Origin of the sequence: Methylobacterium sp. Leaf108, assembly GCF_001423265.1 — a bacterium.
Taxonomy (GTDB): Bacteria; Pseudomonadota; Alphaproteobacteria; order Rhizobiales; family Beijerinckiaceae; genus Methylobacterium.
In genome coordinates, this window is record NZ_LMND01000035.1 from 245,247 (window position 1) to 266,807 (window position 21,561).

The 21,561-nt window shown below is 73.3% G+C and carries 21 protein-coding genes; 1 reads left to right on the forward strand and 20 read right to left on the reverse strand.

What is annotated here, in order from left to right:
• Nucleotides 1-152 precede the first annotated feature (152 nt).
• From ASF39_RS19800 to ASF39_RS19830, 7 genes are all read right to left on the reverse strand, one after another.
• On the reverse strand, nucleotides 153-3,305 hold the full coding sequence (locus tag ASF39_RS19800; protein WP_156648563.1) for an efflux RND transporter permease subunit: 3,153 nt from the start codon (nucleotides 3,303-3,305) through the stop codon (nucleotides 153-155).
• Nucleotides 3,306-3,406: 101 nt separating this feature from the next.
• Nucleotides 3,407-4,489 carry a hypothetical protein gene (locus tag ASF39_RS19805; RefSeq protein ID WP_056287052.1) on the reverse strand — a complete coding sequence of 361 codons (1,083 nt, stop codon included), beginning with the start codon at nucleotides 4,487-4,489 and terminating at the stop codon, nucleotides 3,407-3,409.
• A gap of 77 nt (nucleotides 4,490-4,566) precedes the next feature.
• Nucleotides 4,567-6,453: an adenylate/guanylate cyclase domain-containing protein gene (locus ASF39_RS19810; RefSeq protein ID WP_156648564.1), complete on the reverse strand. Its 1,887-nt coding sequence runs from the start codon at nucleotides 6,451-6,453 to the stop codon at nucleotides 4,567-4,569.
• A gap of 70 nt (nucleotides 6,454-6,523) precedes the next feature.
• The gene (locus tag ASF39_RS19815; RefSeq protein WP_156399119.1) at nucleotides 6,524-7,033 is read right to left on the reverse strand and encodes a FecR domain-containing protein; all 510 of its coding nucleotides are present in this window, start codon (nucleotides 7,031-7,033) and stop codon (nucleotides 6,524-6,526) included.
• Between the two features lie 112 nt (nucleotides 7,034-7,145).
• On the reverse strand, nucleotides 7,146-7,829 hold the full coding sequence (locus tag ASF39_RS19820; RefSeq protein ID WP_056287059.1) for a Crp/Fnr family transcriptional regulator: 684 nt from the start codon (nucleotides 7,827-7,829) through the stop codon (nucleotides 7,146-7,148).
• 119 nt (nucleotides 7,830-7,948) lie between these two features.
• Nucleotides 7,949-8,182 (reverse strand): hypothetical protein, encoded by a 234-nt coding sequence (locus tag ASF39_RS19825; RefSeq protein ID WP_055881906.1) that lies wholly within the window; start codon nucleotides 8,180-8,182, stop codon nucleotides 7,949-7,951.
• 263 nt (nucleotides 8,183-8,445) lie between these two features.
• Nucleotides 8,446-9,192, reverse strand: a complete 747-nt coding sequence (locus ASF39_RS19830; RefSeq protein WP_056287062.1) for a glucose 1-dehydrogenase — start codon at nucleotides 9,190-9,192, stop codon at nucleotides 8,446-8,448.
• Between the two features lie 108 nt (nucleotides 9,193-9,300).
• On the opposite strand from ASF39_RS19830, the gene ASF39_RS19835 reads away from it, so the two are divergent.
• Nucleotides 9,301-9,654, forward strand: a complete 354-nt coding sequence (locus ASF39_RS19835; protein ID WP_055881913.1) for a helix-turn-helix domain-containing protein — start codon at nucleotides 9,301-9,303, stop codon at nucleotides 9,652-9,654.
• 18 nt (nucleotides 9,655-9,672) lie between these two features.
• On the opposite strand, the gene ASF39_RS19840 is transcribed toward ASF39_RS19835, so the two are convergent.
• From ASF39_RS19840 to ASF39_RS19900, 13 genes are all read right to left on the reverse strand, one after another.
• Nucleotides 9,673-11,262, reverse strand: a complete 1,590-nt coding sequence (locus ASF39_RS19840) for an ATP-binding protein (protein ID WP_056287066.1) — start codon at nucleotides 11,260-11,262, stop codon at nucleotides 9,673-9,675.
• Nucleotides 11,263-11,901: 639 nt separating this feature from the next.
• Nucleotides 11,902-12,177: a hypothetical protein gene (locus ASF39_RS19845; RefSeq protein ID WP_056287069.1), complete on the reverse strand. Its 276-nt coding sequence runs from the start codon at nucleotides 12,175-12,177 to the stop codon at nucleotides 11,902-11,904.
• A 20-nt stretch (nucleotides 12,178-12,197) separates the two neighbouring features.
• Entirely contained in the window at nucleotides 12,198-12,404 is a 207-nt protein-coding gene (locus tag ASF39_RS19850) for a hypothetical protein (protein ID WP_055881921.1), read from the reverse strand.
• A 42-nt stretch (nucleotides 12,405-12,446) separates the two neighbouring features.
• Complete coding sequence (locus ASF39_RS19855; RefSeq protein ID WP_056287072.1) at nucleotides 12,447-13,271, reverse strand: FTR1 family protein; 825 nt, start codon at nucleotides 13,269-13,271, stop codon at nucleotides 12,447-12,449.
• 31 nt (nucleotides 13,272-13,302) lie between these two features.
• Nucleotides 13,303-14,724, reverse strand: a complete 1,422-nt coding sequence (locus ASF39_RS19860; protein ID WP_244472484.1) for a 4Fe-4S binding protein — start codon at nucleotides 14,722-14,724, stop codon at nucleotides 13,303-13,305.
• Between the two features lie 145 nt (nucleotides 14,725-14,869).
• A complete protein-coding gene (locus ASF39_RS19865; protein WP_055881927.1) occupies nucleotides 14,870-15,202 on the reverse strand; it encodes a cupredoxin domain-containing protein in 333 nt (110 codons plus the stop codon).
• Nucleotides 15,199-15,759, reverse strand: a complete 561-nt coding sequence (locus tag ASF39_RS19870) for an iron transporter (RefSeq protein WP_056287075.1) — start codon at nucleotides 15,757-15,759, stop codon at nucleotides 15,199-15,201. Before ASF39_RS19870 ends, ASF39_RS19865 begins: the two co-directional genes overlap by 4 nt.
• Nucleotides 15,760-16,053: 294 nt before the next feature.
• Nucleotides 16,054-17,070, reverse strand: a complete 1,017-nt coding sequence (locus ASF39_RS19875) for a P1 family peptidase (protein ID WP_244472485.1) — start codon at nucleotides 17,068-17,070, stop codon at nucleotides 16,054-16,056.
• A 21-nt stretch (nucleotides 17,071-17,091) separates the two neighbouring features.
• Entirely contained in the window at nucleotides 17,092-17,376 is a 285-nt protein-coding gene (locus ASF39_RS19880; RefSeq protein ID WP_056287078.1) for a hypothetical protein, read from the reverse strand.
• A gap of 87 nt (nucleotides 17,377-17,463) precedes the next feature.
• Entirely contained in the window at nucleotides 17,464-18,213 is a 750-nt protein-coding gene (locus ASF39_RS19885) for an amino acid ABC transporter ATP-binding protein (protein WP_056287081.1), read from the reverse strand.
• Complete coding sequence (locus tag ASF39_RS19890) at nucleotides 18,210-19,346, reverse strand: amino acid ABC transporter permease (protein WP_056287084.1); 1,137 nt, start codon at nucleotides 19,344-19,346, stop codon at nucleotides 18,210-18,212. The genes ASF39_RS19885 and ASF39_RS19890 overlap by 4 nt, the downstream gene beginning before the upstream one ends.
• Nucleotides 19,343-20,470 carry an ABC transporter permease subunit gene (locus ASF39_RS19895; RefSeq protein ID WP_056287090.1) on the reverse strand — a complete coding sequence of 376 codons (1,128 nt, stop codon included), beginning with the start codon at nucleotides 20,468-20,470 and terminating at the stop codon, nucleotides 19,343-19,345. Before ASF39_RS19895 ends, ASF39_RS19890 begins: the two co-directional genes overlap by 4 nt.
• Before the next feature lie 3 nt (nucleotides 20,471-20,473).
• Complete coding sequence (locus tag ASF39_RS19900; protein ID WP_055881946.1) at nucleotides 20,474-21,499, reverse strand: amino acid ABC transporter substrate-binding protein; 1,026 nt, start codon at nucleotides 21,497-21,499, stop codon at nucleotides 20,474-20,476.
• Nucleotides 21,500-21,561: the final 62 nt, after the last annotated feature.

Genomic DNA, 21,561 nt, shown 5'->3' on the forward strand with positions numbered 1-21,561 from the left:
GATCCGCGACGACCCGATCCGACCCGCGTGATCCCGCCAATTTTCTATCACCGCCGCCAGATAGCGATGACAGGTACACTGCCGCCTCCGGATCCGACCCCCTCCGGCTCCGCGACGGCTGGCCAAGCGCCGTCCGAGGGCCTGGATGATCGTCATCGGGGCAGGGGCACCGGATCGGTGGCATCCCCCCTGCCCCCGGCGAACCGCGCGAACCTGAGCGCCAGCGTCGGCAGGATCATCAGGTTGAGGATCGTCGAGGTGACGAGGCCGCCGAGGATCACCAGGGCCATCGGCCCCTCGATCTCGCGGCCGGGCTCGCCCGCCCCCAGCGCCAGGGGCAGGAGGCCGAGGCCCGTCACCAGGGAGGTCATCAGGATCGGCACCAGCCGGTCGGCGGCGCCGTCGATGGCGGTGGCCAGCGTCCAGGCCCGGCCCTCGATCGTGACGAGGTGCTCGTAGTGGGAGATCATCATGATGGTGTTGCGCAGCGAGATGCCGAACAGCGTCACGAAGCCGACGATGGAGCCGAGCGACAGCACGCCGCCGCTCGCGGCGACCGCGAGCACGCCGCCCACGAAGGCGAAGGGCAGGTTGACGAGCACCAGGAGGAGGTTGCGCACCGACCCGGTGACGACGGCCAGCAGCATCAGGATGCCGAACCCGGCAAAGCCAGAATAGAGCAGGAGGTCGCGCTGGGCCCGGTCCTGCACCTCCGCCGACCCCGAGTAGCCGAGGTAGACGCCCGAGGGCAGGGCGACCTCGCGGGCGATCTTGGCGCGGACCGCCGCCATGACGGCGGCGACGTCCCTCCCCTGCACGTTGGCGGTGACGGTCTGGACCCGCTGGGCGCCCTGGTGCTGCACCTGGTAGCGGCCCGAGGTCGCGTAGATGTCGGCGACCTGGGCGAGGCCGACGTAGCGGCCGTTGGGGGTGCGCAGGGGCAGCTCGCCGAGGCTGCCGGGGCGCCCGCGCGGCTGGGCGGCCAGGATGACGAGGACGTTGAAGACGGCGTTGCCCTCGTAGGTCTGGCCGACCACGTCGCCCTGGTAGGCGGTGCGCACCGCCTCGAGGACGTCGACGGCTTCGAGCCCCCAGTGGCGCAGGTCGTTCGGGCGCAGGGAGACGTTGACCTGGGGCAGGCCCGGGGGCGCGCTGCGCTGGACGTCGGTGGCGCCCGCGACCTCGGCGACCTCGCGGGCGATGTCCGCCGCCGCGGTCTCGATGCGGGTCAGGTCGTTGCCGAACACGCCGACCACGATGGGGGCGCCGGCGCCCGAGACGGTCTCCTCGATCCGTTCGGTGAGGAAGGTCTTGAGCGAGAAGGCGGCACCGGGGAAATCGGCCAGCACGGCGCGGATGCGGGCCTCCACCGCCTTCTGCGCCGCCCCCCCGAGACCGGGGTCGAGGTCGATGTGGATCTCGCTGTAGTGGGTGCCGGCGGTGTCCTGGCCGGCCTCGGCCCGCCCGATCTGCGAGGCGACGGCGCGGATGCCGGGAATCGCCTTGAGGGCGGCGGTGATGCGGGTGCCCAGCCGCATCGATTCCTGCAGCGAGGTGCCCGGCGCCCCGGCCATGTGCAGGATCAGGTGGCCCTCCTTCAGGTCGGGCAGGAAGGTGCTGCCGAAGCCCGGCACCAGGGCGGCGCCCGCCAGCGTCAGGACGACCGCCAGGGCGACGACGGCGGCCGAGACCCGCTCGATCCCGGCCAGCGACCAGGCGTAGGCGGCGCGCGACCAGCGCATCACCGGCGGGTCGCCGGCCTGGGCCCCATCGCGCCCTGTCAGGAGCAGCATCGCCAGCGCCGGGGTCACGGTGAGCGCTACACCCAGCGAGGCCACCACCGCCAGGATGTAGGCGAGGCTCAACGGCCCGAACAGCCGGCCGGCGATGCCGGACAGGGCCAGCACCGGCAGGAACACCAGCAACACCGCGAAGGTGGCGTAGGCCACCGCGGTGCGCACCTCCAGGATGGCGTCGATCACCACCCTGCCCTCCTCGCGGGGACGGCCGAGGCGGCGGTTCTCGCGCAGGCGTCGGACCACGTTCTCGACGCCGATCACCGCGTCGTCCACCACCTCGCCGATGGCGATGGCGAGGCCGCCCAGCGTCATGGTGTTGAGGCTCTCGCCCATCGCCTGCAGCGCCAGCACAGCCGCGATCAGCGAGAGCGGGATCGCCACTGCGCTGATGACGCAGGTGCGCCAGTCGTAGAGGAACACGAACAGCACGATCACCACGAGGATGCCGCCCAGCCCCAGGGCCTGGAGCACGTTGGCATTGGCCAGGGTGATGAAGGCGGCCGGCTTGAACAGGTCGGGGCGCAGGGTGACGCCCTCGCGCTCCAGGGCGGGGGCGAGTTCGGCCAGGGCCGCCTCGACCCTGGCGGTGACCTCGCGGGTGTTGGCGCCGTACTGGGCGCCGACCATCACGAGGACGCCGGGCACCCCGTCGACCAGGGCCGCGCTGATCGGCGGCTCGCCGGCCGCGACCACGTCGGCGACGTCGGCCAGGCTCACGCTGGCGCCGCCCTCGTTGACGAGCACCGTGCGCCCCAGCGCCTCGGGGCCGAGGGACTGGCCCTCGGTCTGGAGGGTGACGCGCTGGTTGGCCGTATCGAGGAAGCCCGCCCCGCGCACGCCGGTGGCCTTGCGGGCGGCGGCGAGCACGTCGTTGATGCCGATGCCGAACCGGATGAGGTCGTGGGGCCGGACCTGGATCTGGAGCGAGCGCACCGCCCCGCCATAGACCGAGACCTCGGCGATGCCCGGCACGGCCAGCAGCCGCAGGCGCAGGGTCCAGTCGGCGAGCGTGCGCAGCTCCATCGGCGAGCGACCGGGCGCCGTCATCCCGACGAGGAGGACCGTGCTGGTGGCCGAGGTCAGGGCGGTCATGGCCGGGGCGCGCACGCCCTGGGGCAGGCGGCCGGCCAGCGCCGTCAGCCGCTCGGTGACGAGCTGGCGGACCCGGTAGATGTCGCTGCCGGCCCGGAAGGTGGCGGTGATCACCGAGAGGCCCTGGATCGAGTTCGAGCGCAGGGTGACGAGGCCGGGCAGGCCGTTGACCGACACCTCGATCGCCTGGGTCACCAGCACCTCGACCTGCTCGGGGTCGAGGCCTGGCGCCTCGGTCTGGATCACCACCGAGGGCGGCGCGAACTCCGGGAAGACGTCGTACTTGGCGTCGCCGAAGGTCGCCACGCCGAAGCCGGCCAGCGCCAGGGCGAGGGCGAGCACGATGCCGCGAAACCGCACGGCGAAGGCGACGAGGGCGGCCTGGGGACCCGAGGGCAGGGTGTCCTTGGTCATACGAAATCCGTTTGGTGGCTTCGCCATGCGGATGTCGGCGTCGCTCAGGCGCCCCGCGGGCTTGGTGATACGGGTCCCGCTTGATCCAAGCGGGAACCGTGTCAGTCGTCGTCCACGCCGCCGGAGACCTGGAGCTGGGCCTTCATCTCCTCGGACAGGAGCGCCTGGGCGCCGCGCAGGACGATCTCGGTGCCGCCTGGCAGGTCGTCGACCACGTAGGCGTCGTCGGCCATCACCGGATCGGCCTTGAGCGGGTGGCGGACGTAGGCGCCCGGCTGCACCGCCCGGTAGACCCAGGTGCCCCCGCCCCAATGCACCACCGCGTCCTCGGGCACGCTGATGCCGGTGACGGTGCGGTCGCCGGCCAGGAACACGAGCATGCTCATGCCCGGCAGGAAGCCGCTGTTGCCGGGCACGGTGTAGAAATAGCTCAGGCCCTGGATGCGGGCGTCGGTGCGGGTGGCCGGCGAGACGTAGGCGAGGGCGACCCGCGCGCTCTGGGGCGGCACCTCGGCGAAGGCCGCCGCGGGCGGACCCTTCAGGGTCTCGCCGGGGGGCAGGGTGACCTGGACCAGGAAGTCGCTGCGCTCGATCAGCCGGGTGACCGCGGCGCTGCGCTCGACGATGGCGCGGCCAATCACCGGTCCCCACTCCTGCTGGGCGGTGGCGCTCAGCGTGCGCACCTGCGATTCCGCCGCCGCCAGGGAGGCGACGTCGGTCTGGAAGGTGCCCTCGGTGGTCTCGACCTGCACGGTGGTGGCGTAGGGCCCCAGCGTCTTGGCCCGCTGCGAGGCGCTGCGCGAGACCTCGACCTTGGCCTGCGCCGTCTGCAGCTGGGCCCTGGCGGTGGCATAGGCGTTGGTGAGCTCGGTGACCCGGGCGAGATCGAGGACGCTGCCGTAGGCCTGCAGCTCGGCCCGGTGCGCCAGGGCCGGCACGACGCGGGTCTCGATGCCCACCAGTGCCTGCTCGGCCGGCTTGAGGCGCACCACCATGCGCCCCTCCTCGGCGGCGACCCGCTGGGCCGGCAGGTGCGGGCGCTCGGGCCGGGGTGGATCGGCGAGGGCGTGGAGGCGCGCCAGGGCGGCCTCGTGCAAGGCGGGATCGACGATCAGGACGGTCAGGCCGACCGCCGGCACGAGGGCCAACAGACCCCGGAGCCATCGCGTTGCGCGCGCCGCCACTCGTCACCCTCCCCCGAGGCTCGTTGCCGTCGGCATGTCCGATAGCGCGTCCGGGGGCGAACCGATACCGGCGGGCCTCACACGGGCGCGCCCAGGCAGTGCACCGTGATCGGGCGGGCACGCCCGCGCACCGCACGGGCGGTGAGCACGGGCGGCTCGGGCAGGGAGGAGGGCCGGTGGAGGGCGGCGATGAGGTCGCCGGTGAGCACGATCGGGGCACCCTCGGCCTTGGCGATGTCGAGGAGCCGGCTCGTGACGTTGACGGTGTCGCCGGTGGCGGTGATGTGCTGGTTGCGCGTGCCCCCCAAGCGCGAGACCACCACCGGACCGGAGTGGACACCGATGCGGACGCCCCCCTGCCCCGGCCCGATCTCGCGGTCGAGCCAGGCCGCCAAGCGGGCGGCCAGATCCCGGGCGGTGGCGAGCGCCCGGTCGGGGTCGTCCGGCCGCGCCTCGGGCAGGCCGAACAGGATCATGGCGCCGTCGCCCATGAAGCTCGTCACCGAGCCGTCGCGCAGGGTGGCGGCATCCTCGACGATGTCGTGCATGTCCTTGAGGAGCGCGCGGGTCGAGGCCGGCCCCAGGCGCTCGGACAGGCCGGTGAAGCCCGAGAGGTCGACGAACAGCACCGCGGCCGCCTGCTCCACCGGCAAGACGAGGAAGTCCGGCTCCCGCGCCAGCCGGGCGGCGACCGCCGGGGGATGGAAGCGCAGGAGCGCGTCGCGGTCGCGGGTCAGCCGGACGGCCTGGCGCCGGTCGAGCCAGAGCCGGGCGCCGAGGTAGGCGAGCACCGGTACCGCGACGGCGGCGAGCGGCAGCGCCAGGCTCAGCCAGATGCCGTAGGCGAACAGCCCCGTCACGGCTCCCGCCGTCAGGGCGACGAGGAGGCACGCGAGGCCGAGGCCGAGGGCGACGCGCCGGAAGGCGACGAGCAGGATCGCCAGGGCCGGCAGCAGCAGGGCGATACCCGCGTCGATGCGCCGGACGGTGGCGGTGCGCACCAGCGCATCGCCGGCGGTGAGATGCGCCAGGGCGGTGGCCAGGATCTCGACCCCCGGCAACACCCGGTCGAAGGGGGTCGGCAGCACGTCGCCGCTCCCCGGGCTGGTCGCCCCCACGAGGACGAGGCGGCCCTGCAGGCCGGCGCCGCCCGCCCGCCCCTCGACCACGTCGGCGGCGCTCACGGTGCGCACGGTCCCCTGCGGCCCGTAGAAGCGCAGGGCGAGGCTCGCCCCGACGTCGAGGGGAACGGTGAGCCCGCCGAGGGTGACGGCGTCCGGCCCGAAATCCGGGTCGCGCCCGGCGGCCAGCGCCGCCAGCCGCAGCGGCAGCGACGGCTGCAGTTCGCCCTCCGCCACCACCAGCAGGGGGACGTGGCGGGCGATGCCGCCGTGGTCGGTGGCGACGTTGACGAGGCCGAGGCCGGCCGCCTGCGAAAACCTGTCGGCGGGCCGCAGCAGGCGCTCGGCGACGGGCAGGTTCGCGAGCGCGCCGGTTCTGGCGCGGGCCTCGTCGCCGAGGCGCGGGAACAGGGCGGCCATGGCGATCACCGCCCGGGTCTCGGAGAAGGCGGCGGCGAGATCGGCGTCGTCCCGTTCGGTGCCGGCGGCCACGAACAGGACGTCGACCCCGATCGCCCTCGCACCGGCCGAGGACAGCGCCCGCAGCAGCCGGGCGACATAGGCCCGCGGCAGGGGATAGGCGCCGGCGGCCGCGATGGTGGCATCGTCGATGGCGACGACGACGACGTCGGCCGGGGCCGGCCGCGGCCCGGCGACGAGGAAGCGCAGGTCGGCCAGCGGCGCCTCGATCCGGTCGAGGAGACTCGCCTGCCCGCGCAGGTGCGGCAGCACCAGGGCGAGGCTCCAGGCGAGGCCGAGGCCGAGCGCCGCCAGCAGCAGCAGCCCCCCGCCCCGCTCCGCCCCCCGCATCAGGACGAGGTCCGGCTCGGGTTTCCCCCGCAAGCACGTCCGTCCGCGACAGTCCGGTGGATCGGCGCACTCATGCCCGTGGGAGCCCTGCCCGTGGGAGCCCTCACCGGCCGAACCGGGCCAGCAGATGCAGGGCGCGCTCGCGCGGCCATTGCCGGACCGTCAACCCGCCGGTCGATTCGACATCGACCCCGTCGCCGGGGCCGAGGGTGACGCTCGAACCCTGCGGGAGGCTCGAACCCTGCGGCCGGGAGACGGCGACGCGGCCGGCGCGCACGAACACCGCGGTGGCCCGGCCCGTGACGTCCACCGCCCAGGTGGTGCCGCGCACCGAGGCGATGGCGTGGGGGGTGAGGACCTGGAAGCCGTTGCGGCGCCCCGGCGGGACCTCGATCAGGATCCCCCGCCCCCGCAGCTCGGCGCCGACGGGGCGCCCTTCGCGCTCGATCAGGCGATAGTCGGCCTGCTTCTCGGCGGTGACGGTGAGCCCGTCGGCGCAGGCGAGCACCTCGCGCGGCGGATCGGTGAAGGCGGTGGTGCGGCAGCCTTCAGCCGAAGCCCCTCCCACGCCAGCCAGCAGCAGGGCTGCGGCCAGGATGGGCACGGCTCTCATCGATCGATCGACCGTCATGGTTCTCCGTCTCCGGTGCCGGCCGCCGAACGCGACAGCGGTCCCGGGCCGACCGTGGCCCGGATGCCGACGAGGCGCTGAGCGCATCCGCACGTCACGATCCGTCCGAGGGTCCCGCCAAGCGGGCGAGCGCAGCCGCGTCGCGGATCAGGATGCGCCCGCGGCCGAGCGCGATCAATCCGTCTCGCTTCCACACCTGGAGCTGGCGATTGACGCTCTCGCGGGTGGCGCCGACGAATCCGGCCAGGTCCTCCTGCGACACCGCGATCTCCGTGCCGAAATCCTCGGCCAGACCGATCAGGCGGCGCACCAGGCGCCGGTCCAGGGGAAGGAAGGCGGCCTCCTCGGCCTGCTCGCTCATCCAGCGGATGCGCGCGCACAGGAGCTCGATGACCTGGATCGCCAGTTCGGGGCGCCGGGTGAGGAGGGCGAGGAGATCGCCGCGGCGCACGACGAACAGGTCTGCCGCCTCGCTCACCACGGCGGTGGCGGTGCGCGGCCGGCCGTCGAGGAGGGCGACCTCGCCGAAGACGTCGCCGGCGCCGAGCACGTTGAGGGTGCGGCGCTGGCCGTCCCCGGTCGCCGCCACGATCCGCACCTGGCCCCGCCGGATGGCGTAAAGGGCGTCGCCGGGGTCGCCCTTCAGGAACAGGGTGCGGCCGGCCTCGAAGCCGCGGGTGAGGCAGAGGCCGGCGATGGCCGCCACCGCCTCGGGCCCGAGGCTGGCGAAGAACGGATTGACGGACAGCAGGCGAGCGAGATCGCCCGGTTCCCTCATCGCGGCCCCCTCCCCTCGCGGAGTGGCGAGAAGAGCATGGCCGTGGCAAAGGCGCCAGCGGACTCGAGGCTATCGCGGCGGCCCTCGCGTACGGACGCGGGACGTTTAGCCTGAGCGGATCAGCGGATGCGGCCGGGACGGGCCGGCTCGAACACGATCCGACGGTGGAAGGCGCACCAGCTCTTGCCGTCGGGCACGGGCGCGCCGCAGCATACGGCCTGGTCGTTGGGCTCGCCGATGATGAACTTGCAGACGAACGCGCCCGATTGCGCGAAGGGCACGCGCAGGTCGGCGGACGGTTCGGCGATGGCATCGGCCTCGCCGATCTGGGATAGGCGGACGAGTTGGTTCATCGATATCAAGACTCGTGGAGGCCAGGGCTCGCGCGGGGGCAAGCAGGGCCCGGCCTGTGGATAACGGCGTCGCGTCCCCACGGATCGCCCCGACGGCGGGGAGCCGTCGTCGGGGCGATCCGAAGAGATCCCAAGCCCGGACCGATTCGGCCCGGGACACGGCAACGTCATGCGTTTGTTGTATCTGGGGTTCTTGACTCGGCAAACAAGTGCCCGTGCGCCGGTGTGCTGCAGCGCACAGACCCGTCGCGGGTCGTCGGCCCTCAGCGAATGCCGCCGCTGGCGGTGATCTCCTCGCCGGTGAGCCAGCGGGCCTCGTCGGAGGCGAGGAAAGCCACGACGCTGGCGATGTCGTCGGGCTGGCCGGAGCGGCCGAGCGGCGTTTGCGCGACGAGACCCGCTTCCATCTCCGAGCCGACGATGCCCGCCGCATGGGTGCCCTCGGTGACCACGAAGCCGGGGCTGACCACGTTGACCCTGATCCTGCGCGGCGCCAGTTCGTTGGCGAGCACGCCCGAGATCGCGTTCACGGCGCCCTTGGTCCCGGAGTAGACCGAGGCGGCCGGCGTATTCACGCGGGTGATGGCCGAGGAGATGTTGACGATGCTGCCGCCCTCCCCGAGGTGCCTTGCGGCCGCCCGGGTCGCCAGCAGGACGCCGAGCACGTTGACGTCGAAGAGCCGCCGGTAGTGCGCCTCGGTCACCTCCTCGATCGCCGAGAATTCGTAGACCCCGGAATTGTTGACCAGCACGTCGAGGCGGCCGAACGCCTCGACCGCCGCCTCGATCAGCGCTTGCGCCTGCGCCGCCTGCGAGACGTCCGCCTGGACCGCGACGGCCCGGCCTCCCGCCGCGGTGATGGCGGCCACCACGGCCTCCGCCCCCGCCTTGCTCGAGGCGTAGTTGACCACCACCGCCGCGCCGTCCTTCGCCAACGCCCTGGCGATGGCCGCGCCGATCCCCTTCGATGCGCCGGTCACCACGGCGACCTTCCCGTCGAGCTTCGACATCCGTGCTATCCTTCGACCCTGGGCCGGCACCGGGATGGTCGCCGCTAGTCCCATAGTTCAGGACTTCGGAACTGAAGACGCGCAGATCAAGCCCCCATTTGGACGATCATGAGGCCGCTGTTTCATCCCCCGATCGAGGACGTTCCGCCCAACGCGATCCTGCACGCGCTGTCCGATCCGAACCGGGCTGCGATCTTCGCCAGCATCATGGGGGCGGGCTGCGTCGAGGCGTGTTCGGCGCTCGCCGCGGTGGGGGACCGGGTGATTCCGAAGTCGTCGCTGTCCACCCACTTCAAGGTGCTGCGCGAGGCCGGCCTGATCCGCTGCGAGCGTCACGGCGTCGAGATGCGCAACCACTCGCGCCACGCCGAGGTCGAGGCCCGCTATCCGGGCCTCCTGTCCGCGATCGTCAGGGCCTACGCGTCGAGCGGCTGCGAGGGCGCGACGAGCGCCGGCTCCTGAGGCCGTGGCGGGCGGGCCCTATTCCGCCGCGAACAGGCCGAAGCCCTCCGGCGGCACCGCCTTGCCTTCACAGGCCAAACCCTTGACCTCGCTCGGCGGCGCCTTGGGGTCACCGGGCGATGCCTTGGGATCGCCCGGCGCGGTCTCGCAGCCGAGCCCCGGCAGGGCGACGACGCGGTTGCCGCGATAATCCATGCGGCAGACGATGGTGCCGCGGGTCTCGATGTAGCTGAGCAGGCGCCGGGCCCGGCCGGGCGAACGGCTGCCGATCGCCCGGGCCAGGGCCTCGTCGCCCGGGCAGGGCTCGGCGGCCAGGGCCGCGCGGGCGAGCAGAAGGAACAGGCCCTGGACCTCGTCGGGCAGGGCTGCGGCCACGCTCCGCGCCTCTTCCCAGCGGGCATCGGCCTGGGGATCGACTCCGGCGGCCTCCTCGTCGACGCCGGCCCGGGCGACGCCCAGGCGCCGGCGGAAGGCCGAGAGGGTGATCGCCTCGCCGTCGAGGCCCCGCATCCGGCAGCGTACCAGGAAGTCCTGGTAGACCACCGCCACCGGCTGGCCGGCGGCATCGCGGTCGTCGGCGATGCCGCGCAGGACCGCCTCGATCCCCTCGCGGATCTCGGCCTCCGACAGGGTCGGCGCCGCCTCGACGGGCTCGGGCCGGTGGCGGCCCAGTTCGCGCATCAGCTCGGCCGGGGTGGTGCGCGGCGTCGGCGTCGCCCGCGGGGCCGGCGTCCAGGCGGCGGGCTCGTCGTCGGCGCGGGTCAGGATCAGGGCGCGCAGATCGGCGGTGGCGGCCTGCGGCAGCGGGATCAGGGTCGGCGAGCCGGCCCGGCTTCCGGTGAAGACCGGGCCGATGCGCAGCGCCAGGGGACGCCGGCTGAGGGCGGGCCCGAGGGCCACGAATTCGCCGCGCGCCAGGTCGCGGAAACGCTCGGCGCCGCGCCGGTCGAGGCCGAGCAGGTCGGCGGCGCGTGCCATGTCGATGTCGAGGAAGGTGCGGCCCATCAGGAAGTTGGTGGCCTCGGCGGCCACGTTCTTGGCGAGCTTGGCCAGGCGCTGCGTCGCGATCACCCCGGCGAGCCCGCGCTTGCGGCCGCGGCACATCAGGTTGGTCATCGCCCCCAGCGAGGCCTTGCGCGCCTCGTCCGAGACCTCGCCGGCGGCGGCCGGCGCGAACACCTGGGCCTCGTCGACCACCACGAGGACGGGATACCAATGGGCGCGCTCGGCCTCGAACAGGCCGCCGAGGAAGGCGGCCGCGGCCCGCATCTGCGCCTCGGCGTCGAGGCTCTCCAGATCGAGCACCACCGAGACCCGGTGCGCACGCACCCGCGCGGCGATGGCCTGGAGATCGGACTCGCCATGGGCGCCGTCGACCACGACGTGGCCGTGCGCGGCGGCCAGGGTGACGAAATCGCCTTCGGGGTCGATCACCACCTGCTGCACCGCGCCGGCACTCTGTTCGAGCAGGCGGCGCAGGAGGTGCGACTTGCCCGAGCCGGAATTGCCCTGGACGAGGAGGCGGGTCGCGAGCAGCTCCTCGAGGTCCATGAGGGCGGGTTCCGCGCCCGCGCCGAGGCTGACGCCCATCTCGATGCCGACCGTCATCACCGCTCCGGTTGCCCGCCAAGTCCGGTTGCCCGCCAAGACGGGGACACGGGGGATCGCCGCGATCCCTCGCCCGCGCAGTTCTAGCACGCGCGCCGCGTCGGCGGACGGGCGGCGCGGCCGGGCATCCACAGGGCTTCGGCCGCACGGGAGAAGGGTGGAGAACCCGGACCTGACAAGTATCCTAGGACTTTTAGTCCAGGAAATAAATGCTAATACAAGTTCGCTGACGATCGAGGCGCGGGTCCCCTCCCCCTTGCGGGGTTGGCCCGGCGACCCTGTGTCGAGGCAGGCGGAACCACTCCACTCCCCTGCCACCTCCTCGCAAGACGAAGGGAAAGCGTCCCGCTCGAACGCTTCGAAGCGAGCCGCAGGCTACCGTCCGCGAGGTCGTGGCCGGAGAGGTCGCACCAACCCTCCCCTGTCGCGCGGGGACACCAGCGTGCCGCCGCCGGTCTTTCGAGCGGCCGGGTCGTTGTAGAAGGGCTCGTCGAGGTAGCGGGCGCACGGATCCCAACGAGGGAAAGACCGTCATCCGCGCCGGCATGGGCGCTGCGGCGCCCGAGTTACGTGTGCCGGTCCGACCGGCATGGCGCCGGGCGAGGAGCCTCGCTCCGCTCGACAAGCGCAGTCGTCGATTCAGGCGTCCCGGCCGTCGGCGGCCAGTTGTGCGAGGCCGGCGTCGACCTCGGCGCCCAGCATCCTACGCTCTGCCGGGGTGAGGTCGGCGGCCCAGCCGCGCTGGCCGAAACCCTCGGCGCATTTGGCGCGCTCGGCGTCGAGATAGGCGAGGGTCGCCTCCGGTGCGGTGCGCATGGCATGGGCGAAGCCGAACCAGGCCGCGCGCTCCACCACCGCCAGGCGCGCCCGCAGGCGGATCATCACCGCCCGATCCGGGCTGACCTCGTCGTCCATGTGGCAGCCTTCCCTTGCGATCAGCGGCGCTGTTCGCAGCGCGTCTTGACGTAGCGGCCGGCATCGCCGGAATGGCCGGCGCTGGCGGCGAGGATGGGCCCCTGCAACAGGCATTCCTGCAGGGAGTGGGCCGGGCCGGTGATCACGTCGAGGGCGGTCTCGCGCGTGCAGTCGGGCTGCGGCAGGTTGGCGGCACAGATCAGGGCGACGACGATGATCGTATTCATTTCATCTGAACTAGATCGCGCGCGCCCGCCAGCAAGGGGGCCTCAGGCGGTCCGCAGGGCCCGGGGACGACCGGTCGCACTCCACTGCATCAGGGCGAGCATCACCAGGACCGTGGCGAGGTAGGTAGCGCCCTGGAGCGCGGTGGGGCGGTCGGTGTAGCCGACGAGCGCATGCAGGACGCGGCCGGGCCAGGACGCCTCGGGCAGGATGGCGGCGGTGTTCCACAGGGTCTGGCCGAGCACGGTGACGAGGCCGGCGTTGGCGAGGAACTGCGCCGCCTGGGCGGCCAGGCCCGCGGCCAGCAGCACGATCAGCGCCGAGGTGACGGAGAAGACGTAGCGGGTGGGGATCGCGGCGAGCCCGAAGTAGCTCACGGCCGAGACCGCCGCGCCCGCCGCGACCCCGGCCAGCGCCCCGATCTGGAGGTCGGCCCCGGAAGCGCCCGAGGCCACCAGCCCGTAGAGGAACAGGACGAGCTCGGCCCCCTCGCGCAGGATCGCGGCGCCGACCACCACGGCCAGCGCCGCCGCCCGGCGCTCGCCGGCCCGCACCGCATCGCCGGCCGCGCGCAGGTCGCCGGCGAGCTCGCGCCCGTGCCGGCTCATCCAGGTGTTGTGCCAGACCAGCATCAGCACCGCGACGACGAGGACGCCGGCGTTGAGGATGTCCTGGCCGGTGCCGTCGAAGGCGTCGGAGACCGATTCGGCGAACAGCGCCAGCAGGGCCGCTCCGGCGAGACCAGCCGCGACCCCCAGCGCGATCCAGCGCCGGCTGCCGGGCATGCCACGGGTGGCGGCCATGACGATGCCGACGATGAGGCCGGCCTCGATGACCTCGCGGAAGGCGATGACGAAGGCGCCGATCATGGCGGATCTCCTGTGGAGGGAGGGAAGGCGGTCACCAGATCCAGAACATCAGGACCCAGCCGGCGCTCGACAGGGCGGTGGCCGCCCCGATGGCGGCGGTGGCGGACAGGCGCCGCAGGCCGCGGCCGGAGAGGCCGGCGACGGCGTAGGCGAGGCGCAGGGTCCAGAGGCAGGCCCCGGCCAGCAGCAGCGCCCGGATCTCGGGCACGAACGGGACGTCGATGCGCTCGCCGCGCAGGAACCCGACGGTGAGGGCGGAGAGCCCCAGGAACAGGCCGCAGCCGGCCACCGGGATCAGGGTCTGGACGAGGTGGTGGAAGCGGGGCCATGACCACGTGCCCAGGGCCCGGGTCGCCAGCGCCACCAGGGCGGCGAGGGCGAGCCCGAGGCCGAGTGCCGCGGCGGCGACGTAGGCGATCAGCATCGTCCCGTCGAGGAGACTGAGCACGTCGTTGTGCTCGGGGTAGTTGGTGAGCACCCACCACGGCAGGGTCGTCTCGAGGGGCCAGGCGGTGCCGCGCTCGATCAGCCAGGTGGCCAGGGCCTGCTTGGCCGACACGAACCACGGGCTCGAGGACCATTGGAAGGCGCCCACCGCCAGCCCCATCATCCCGAACAGGATCAGGGCGCTCTGGCCGGCATCCGGCTCGGTGCCGGCGACATGGACGATCTCGTGGTTGGGCGAGCGCCGGGCGAGGCGCACGGCGCCGCGGTAGCCGCTGCAGCGCCCGCACATGTGGCAGGCGCCCGCCCCGCGCATGGTCCTGACGGGGACCAGGGGCGCGCAGTTGAACGCCTCCGACCGGGCCGGGCGGGGCGAGGCGGCCCAGGTGCGGCCGTCCACCTGGAAGCTCACCGGGGCGAGCTTGGCCAGCACCGCGAAGACGCCGTTGACGGGGCAGAGGTAGCGGCACCAGACGCGCTTGTTGCGGCCGTAGACGAGGCCCACCGCCATCGCCGCGAGGGTCGAGCCGCCGAGCACCACGAGGACGGGCTTGGGGTAGCCGTAGACGCTGACCATCTGGCCGTAGACCGTGGTGCCCGCGAAGGCCACGAACGGCCAGCCGCCCCAGCTGAGCCAGCGCGGCACCGCCCGCCCGAGGCTCCAGCGACTGGCGGCCTCGGTGAGGGTGCCCTCCGGGCACAGCAGGCCGCACCAGGCCCGGCCCACCACCGCCATGCTCACCAGCACGAACGGCCACCAGATGCCCCAGAACGCGAATTGCGCCGCCAGCGTCAGGTCGGTCCAGATCTGGGCGCTGCGCCCGGGCAGCGGCAGGAAGGCCGGCACCGCCACGAGCACGAGGTAGACCGCCACCACCGCCCATTGCAGCGCCCGCACCGTGCGCAGGTGGCGCCCGAGCCAGTCGCCGAGCCGCGCCAGGCCGGCGTCGATCCGGCCGAGGCCGGGCCGGGGCAGGCCGGGTGGGTGCGCGATGGGCTGGGGGGTCACGGGAGGGTGCCTTCGGTGACGGGGAGGATCGAGGATGGGCGTGTCGGGTCCGCCGGGCCCGAAGAGGGTCGCCCGACCGTCCCCTGCCCCTGCCCTCCTCGCCGAGGGAGAGGGGATGCCGATCGGCGTGAGCGACGGGCGGAGGTCATTTCGCGACCAGGGTCGCCTTGGCCTCCGGGTGGAAGTCGTCGAACACCGCGTAGGAGCCGGGATCGACGGTGCGGAACACGATCGACGAGGTGGAGCCGGCCGCGATCGCCTTCTCGCGGCGCAACTCCGCGCTCTCGAACTCCACCGGGGTCTGGCCGGTATTGGCGATCTCGAGCTTGAAGCGGGTGTTGGCCGGGACCTCGATGACGCTGGGGACGATGACCCCGTCGCGCATCTCGACCCGGATCACCGGCAGGTCATCGGCCCGGGCCGGGGACGCGGCGAGACCGGCGGCGAGCAGGGCCCCGGCGGCCCACCGGGCGGTCAATACGCCCCCTTCTTGCCGGTGCCGGCGAAGGTGAAGTCCTGGACGAGGTCGAACGGCTTGAACCACTCCCCGACGCCGGTCTCCTTGTCGACGTGGCGGCCGAAATGCGCGTGCGGGCCGGGGGGCGCCACGGTCACGGTCAGGCGGTAGCGGCCGGGGCCGGCGAGCTTGACGTTGTCGCCGTAGTGCGGGCCGTCGTTGGCCACCATCGGCATCAGCGTGCCGCTCACCCTGGTCTCGGTGGGCTTGTCGCCGTCGAGCTTCACCAGCGCGAAGGTGACCGACAGCGAGGGCATCCAGTCGCCCTCGGCGAAACCGTTCCTGTTGTCCTTGGCGGCGCGGACGTCGGCCTCGAGGTGGATGTCGGAGTCGGCGGCCGCGAGCATCATGCCGGGCGGGTCCATCTCGATCGGCTGCAGGTAGACCGCGCCGACGTCGATGCCCTGCTGGACCACGTGCGGGCCGATCGGCACCTCCTTGGCGTGGGAAGCGCCCACCGCCGCCAGGCTCGCGAAAACCGCCCCGACCAGGGCCCTGCGACCGCCACGTCCCAGCATCACTCGACACTCCGCGAGGCCGATCCGCCCCGGCCGTGCCCGCAACGCCGGATGGCGGCGGGGACCGGGCGAGGCATAAACCAATACGGGCCGCGTTCAACATTTATCGTCGTCATGGGATTAACTGGCACTGCGTCGTCGTGCCACCCATTTTGACGGTGCCTGACCTGAGAATTATAACAATTCCAGACTGGCGCATCTGGCGATATCGATGCGAGCCGCCGGCGTTGCTTGGCGGCAGCGGGGCTTGGCGGCGGCGGGAAGCGGAGGGGCCCCGCCCTCGGGGGCCGGGCCTCAGCCCCCGTGGCGATCGCGCCAGGCGGGGGGACCGGCGGCCAGGGCCGTGGCCTCGAAGACCCCGATGGCCACCGACCGGGCCAGCACGCGGGCCGCCGCGTCGCCGAGGCGGGCGAGGTCGCCGACGGGATCGGCCAGCGGCACCCGGCCGGTGGCGACGGCGAAGACCACGTCGCCGTCGAGCGGCGTGTGGACCGGGTGGATCGCCCGGGCGAGGCCGTCCTGCGCCATCACCGCGAGGCGGCGGGCCTGCGCCTTGGTGAGGATCGCGTCGGTGGCGACCACCGCAAGGGTGGTGTTGGCGCCGGGCAGCTCCTTGCTCGGCCAGGCGAAGGCGTCGGCCGGCATCGCCGGGGGGAACCCGCGCCCGCCGAACTCCGCGCCCACCTCGAAGGGGGACGCCCAGAACCACGGCCCCTCCCCCACCGTCACCCGGCCGAAGGCGTTGACCGCGGCGAGCGCCCCGACATGGGCCTGCGTGCCGGCCACGGGCGCGCTGGCCGAGCCGAGGCCGCCCTTGAGGCCGGCGGTGGTGGCGCCCATCCCGGCCCCCACCGAGCCGAGGGCGAAGGCGGGGGCCGCCGCACGGGCGGCGGCGTAGCCGAGGTCGCGGTATGGCGAAAAGCGGCCCCACGCCTTGTCGCCGCCGTTGAGGAGGTCGAACAGGACCGCGGCGGGCACGATCGGGACGCGGGCGGCCCCCACCGAAAAGCCGCGCCCGGTCTCGGCGAGGCGGGCGACGACGCCGGCCGCCGCATCGAGCCCGAAGGCCGAGCCCCCCGACAGGACGAGGGCGTCGATGGCCGCCACCGTGCGCTCGGGGTCGAGGAGGTCGGTCTCGCGGGTGCCGGGGCCGCCGCCGCGCACGTCGACGCCCGCCGTCACGGGGGCGTCGAACAGGATCGCGGTGGTGCCGCTGGCCAGGCGCCGGTCGTGGGCGTGGCCGACGCGGATGCCGGCGATGTCGGTGATGAGGCTGCGCATCGAGAGGTCGGCCTCCGTCCGGCCGATCATGGCACGCCGGCGGGGTCCGGGTCAGCGCCGGGCGGGGCCGGAGATCGGATCGCCGCGCAGGAGGGCGTTGAGCCGCTCGGTGTCGAAGCCGTCCGTGGCCTTGGGCAGCGGCGCCACCTTCATGGAGGCGACCGGCGCGGAGCCGGGGATCGCCCCCGTGGTGCTGGGGCCGAGCTGGGTCGAGCGGGCCATGACGGGAATCGGGGCGACGGGCGGATGCGCCAGCCGGTCGGCGCACACGAAGCCGATCGCCACGAGATTGATGCCGAAGACACTGCAGACGGCAAGGGACCGGAGGATACGCACCGCTGGCACTTCTCGAAGAACGCGAGGACCATCAACGGGTAGCGCAAGGGCGTTAACGAACCGGACCAGCCGGACGCCGGCTCCGCATCACACCGGCGCCAACCCCAGGACGGCACGGGACCGGGGGTGGCGGGGTCCTGCGAAGAACGCGTCCGTCGGGGCCACCTCGACGACCTGGCCCTGGTCCATGACCACGATGCGGTCGGCGACGCGGCGGGCGAACCCCATCTCGTGGGTGACGCAGACCATGGTCATCCCGGACCGCGCCAGGTCCACCATGGCCTCGAGCACCTCCTCCACCATCTCCGGGTCGAGGGCCGAGGTCGGCTCGTCGAACAGCATCACCGCCGGCTCCATGCACAGGGCGCGGGCGATGGCCACGCGCTGGCGCTGGCCGCCGGAGAGGTCGGCGGGGCGGGCGTCCGCCTTCTCGGGGATGCGCAGGCGGGCGAGGTGGTGGCGCGCCAGCGCCTCGGCCTCGGCGCGGGCCAGGCGCCGGACGTGGACCGGGCCCAGGGTGCAGTTCTCGAGGACGGTGAGGTGGGGGAACAGCTCGAAACTCTGGAACACCATGCCGACGCGGGCGCGCACCGCCTCCAGGGCCGCCGGGCCGTCGAGGCGGATGCCCGTCACGGCGATGCTGCCCGACAGGTGGGGCTGGAGCCCGTTGATGCAGCGGATCAGGGTCGACTTGCCCGACCCGGAGGAGCCGCACACCACCACCCGCTCGCCCCGGGCCACGGTGAGGTCGACGTCGCGCAGGACATGGGTGTCGCCGTACCAGGCGTTGACGCCCGACAGGACGACGGCCGGCTCGCTTTTGGCCGACGGGTTCATCGGGCCCGGTCCCCGGCGGCCAGCCGCCGCTCGATGAAGCCGGCGTAGCGCGCCATCAGGAAGCAGAAGGCGAAGTAGAACAGCCCGGCGAAGACGTAGGCCGTGAGCGGCACCATCGGCGCCGACCAGCGCGGATCGGCGCGCGCCGATTCCAGCACCCGGATGAAGTCGGCGATGCCGACGATGGAGACCAGCGTCGTGTCCTTGAACAGGCCGATCAGCGTGTTGACGATGCCGGGCACCACCACCTTGAGGGCCTGGGGCAGCACGACGTGGCGCAGGGTCTGCACCCGGGTCAGCCCGAGGGCGGCGGCCGCCTGCGACTGGCCCTCGGGAATCGCCTGGAGGCCGCCGCGCACAACCTCGGCCATGTAGGCCGAGGCGAACAGCGCGATGCCCACGAGCGGCCGCACCAGCCGGTCGACGGTGAGGTCGCCGGGCAGGAACAGGGGCAGCATCACGTTGGCCATGAACAGCACGGTGATGAGCGGCACCCCGCGCCAGAACTCGATGAAGCCGATGCAGGCGTAGCGCAGCACCGGCAGGCGCGAGCGCCGCCCGAGCGCCAGCAGGATGCCGAGCGGCAGCGCGGCGACGATGCCGGTGAGCGCCACCACGAAGGTCACGAGCATGCCGCCCCACAGCCCGGTCGGCACCGACCCGAGGCCGAGCCGGGGCGCGCCCGCGAGCAGGACGAAGCCGACCACGGGCAGCACGGCGAAGACCAGGACCGCGCCGAGCCCGCGCCGGGGCGCGTCGAGCCACAGCATCCAGCCCGCGCCCAGGGCGGCGAGGGCGAACACGAGGTTCACCCGCCAGCGCTCCCCCACCGGATAGGAGCCGTAGACGAGGTAGCCGATCTTGTCGGCGACGAAGGCCCAGCAGGCCCCCACCGGCCGGCCCGCCACCTCCGGGCGGCAGGCCTCGCCGGAGGTCCCGGTCCAGACCGCGTCGACCACGAGGAAGCGCAGCACCGGCGGCAGCAGCCAGGCGAGCAGCGCCAGGATCGCCAGGGTGGTGAGCGCGTTGCCCCAGCCCGAGAGCAGGTTTTCGCGAAGCCATCCGAAGGCGCCCCCGGGCCTCGGCGGGCGCGGCCTCGGCGGGACCGGGGTGCTGCGCACGAACCGGGTCATCGGCGCCCCGCCGGCGCGACGCGGGCGTTGTAGGCGTTCATGGCCAGCGCCGTGGACAGGCTGACGAGGAGGTAGACCGCCATGGTGATCGCCACCGCCTCGATGGCCTGGTTGGTCTGGTTGAGCACGGTGCCCATGACCACGTGGACGAGGTCGGGATAGCCGATCAGCACCGCCAGCGACGAGTTCTTGGTGAGCGTCAGGTACTGGCTGGTGAGCGGGGGCACGATCACCCGCATCGCCTGGGGCACCGTGACGAGGCGCAGGGTCTGGCTGCGCGACAGGCCGATGGCCCTGGCGGCATCCGTCTGCCCCGCCGGCACGCTCATGAGCCCGGCGCGCACGATCTCGGCGATGAAGGCGGCGGTGTAGGTCGAGAGCCCGATCAGCAGGGCGGCGAACTCCGGCAGCACGGCCAGGCCGCCCTCGACGTCGTAAGGCCCGCGGACCGGCCAGGAGACGGCGAACGGCGTGCCGGCGAGCCACAGCCCCGCCAGGGTCAGGACGGGAGCCCCGAGGATCAGGGCGAGCCGGAGCGGCCACCGCCGCGCGACGACGGCCACGGTGAGGCCGAGAACGCCGGCGACGAGGATCGCCCAGCCGCGCCCGCCCAGGTCGGGCTGCGGCAGGTAGAGCCCGCGCTGGCTGAGGCTGGCGATCCCCCACAGGGAGGCCGGCTCTTGCGGGTCGGGCAGCGCAAGGCGCACCGCCACGTACCAGACCAGCAATTGCAGCAGCAGCGGCAGGTTGCGCACGAGGTCGATGTAGCCGGCCGCCAGCCACCGGGCCAGGAGGTTGGGCCCGAGCCGGGCGATGCCGAGGGCGAACCCCAGTGCCGTGGCGAGCACGATGGCGAGGCCCGAGACCAGGAGCGTGTTGAGGAGCCCGACGAGGATCGCCTCGCCGTAGGTGGCCGTGGCGGCGGCATAGGGGATCAGCCGCTGGCTGATGTCGAACCCGGCGTTGCGCCACAGGAACCCGAACCCGCCGACGATGCCCTGGCGCGCGAGTTTGTCGGAAGCGTTGGCGGCGGCGAGATAGGCGATCCCCGCCAGCGCGACGACGACGGCCGCCTGGATGGCCAGCGCACGCCGGCGAACGGGAGAGCGGGCGGGGTCAGGCATGGTTCACCGGATCGGCGGCCCGTAGTGCAGGCCCCCTTGCGTCCACAGCGCGTTGAGCCCGCGCGGCACCTTGAGCGGCGAGCCCTCGCCGACGTTGCGCGAAAACACCTCGCCGTAGTTGCCGACGTGGCGGACGATGCGCTCGGCCCAATCCACGGTGAGGCCGAGCCGTTCGCCGTAGCGGCCCTCCAGCCCGAGGATGCGGCGGGCGTCGGGTCCCGGCGCGGACTTGCGCATCGCCTCGAGGTTGGCCTGGCCGATGCCCGCTTCCTCGGCGTCGAGCATGGCGTAGTGGGTCCAGGCGACGATGTCGCGCCACTGGTCGTCGCCCTGGCGCACGGCCGGCGCGAAGGGCTCCTTCGAGATGGTCTCGTCGAGGATGACGTGCTCCTCCGGGTCCGCGGTGCGCAGGCGCTCGCCGTAGAGGGAGGACTTGTCGGTGGAATAGGCGTCGCAGCGGCCGGATTCGTAGGCGCCCAGGGTCTGCTCGGAATTGGCGAAGGTGACGACCCGGTAGGTGAGCCCGCGGGTGCGGAACCAGTCGGCGAGGTTGAGCTCGGTGGTGGTGCCCTGCTGCAGGCAGACGGTGGCCCGGTCGAGGTCCTTCACCGCGCCGATCCCGCGGGCCTTGCGCACCAGGAACCCCTGCCCGTCGAAGAAGGTGATGGCGGGGAAGTTCATGGCGCTGGTGTCGCGCGACAGGGTCCAGGTGGTGTTGCGCGCCAGCACGTCGACCTCCCCCGATTGCACGGCGGTGAAGCGGGCGGCCGAGGACAGGGGCACGAACCGCACCGCCTTGGGGTCGTCGAAGATCGCCGCGGCCACCGCCCGGCAGAAATCGACGTCGAGGCCGCGCCACTCGCCGGCGCTGTCGGGTAGGCTGAACCCGGCGACCCCGGGGCTGACGCCGCAGACGAGGTGCCCGCGGGCCTTGACCTGCGCCAGCGTGCCGTCCGCCAGGGCGGGGGTGACGATCACGGCCGCCGACGCCACCGCTCCCGCGAGAGCCTTCTTCCCGAGAGCCCTCATCCCGAGGCGCCGCAGCGCCGCGGAGGCCGCTCGGGAGGCCGCCGGAGGCCGAGAAACACCAT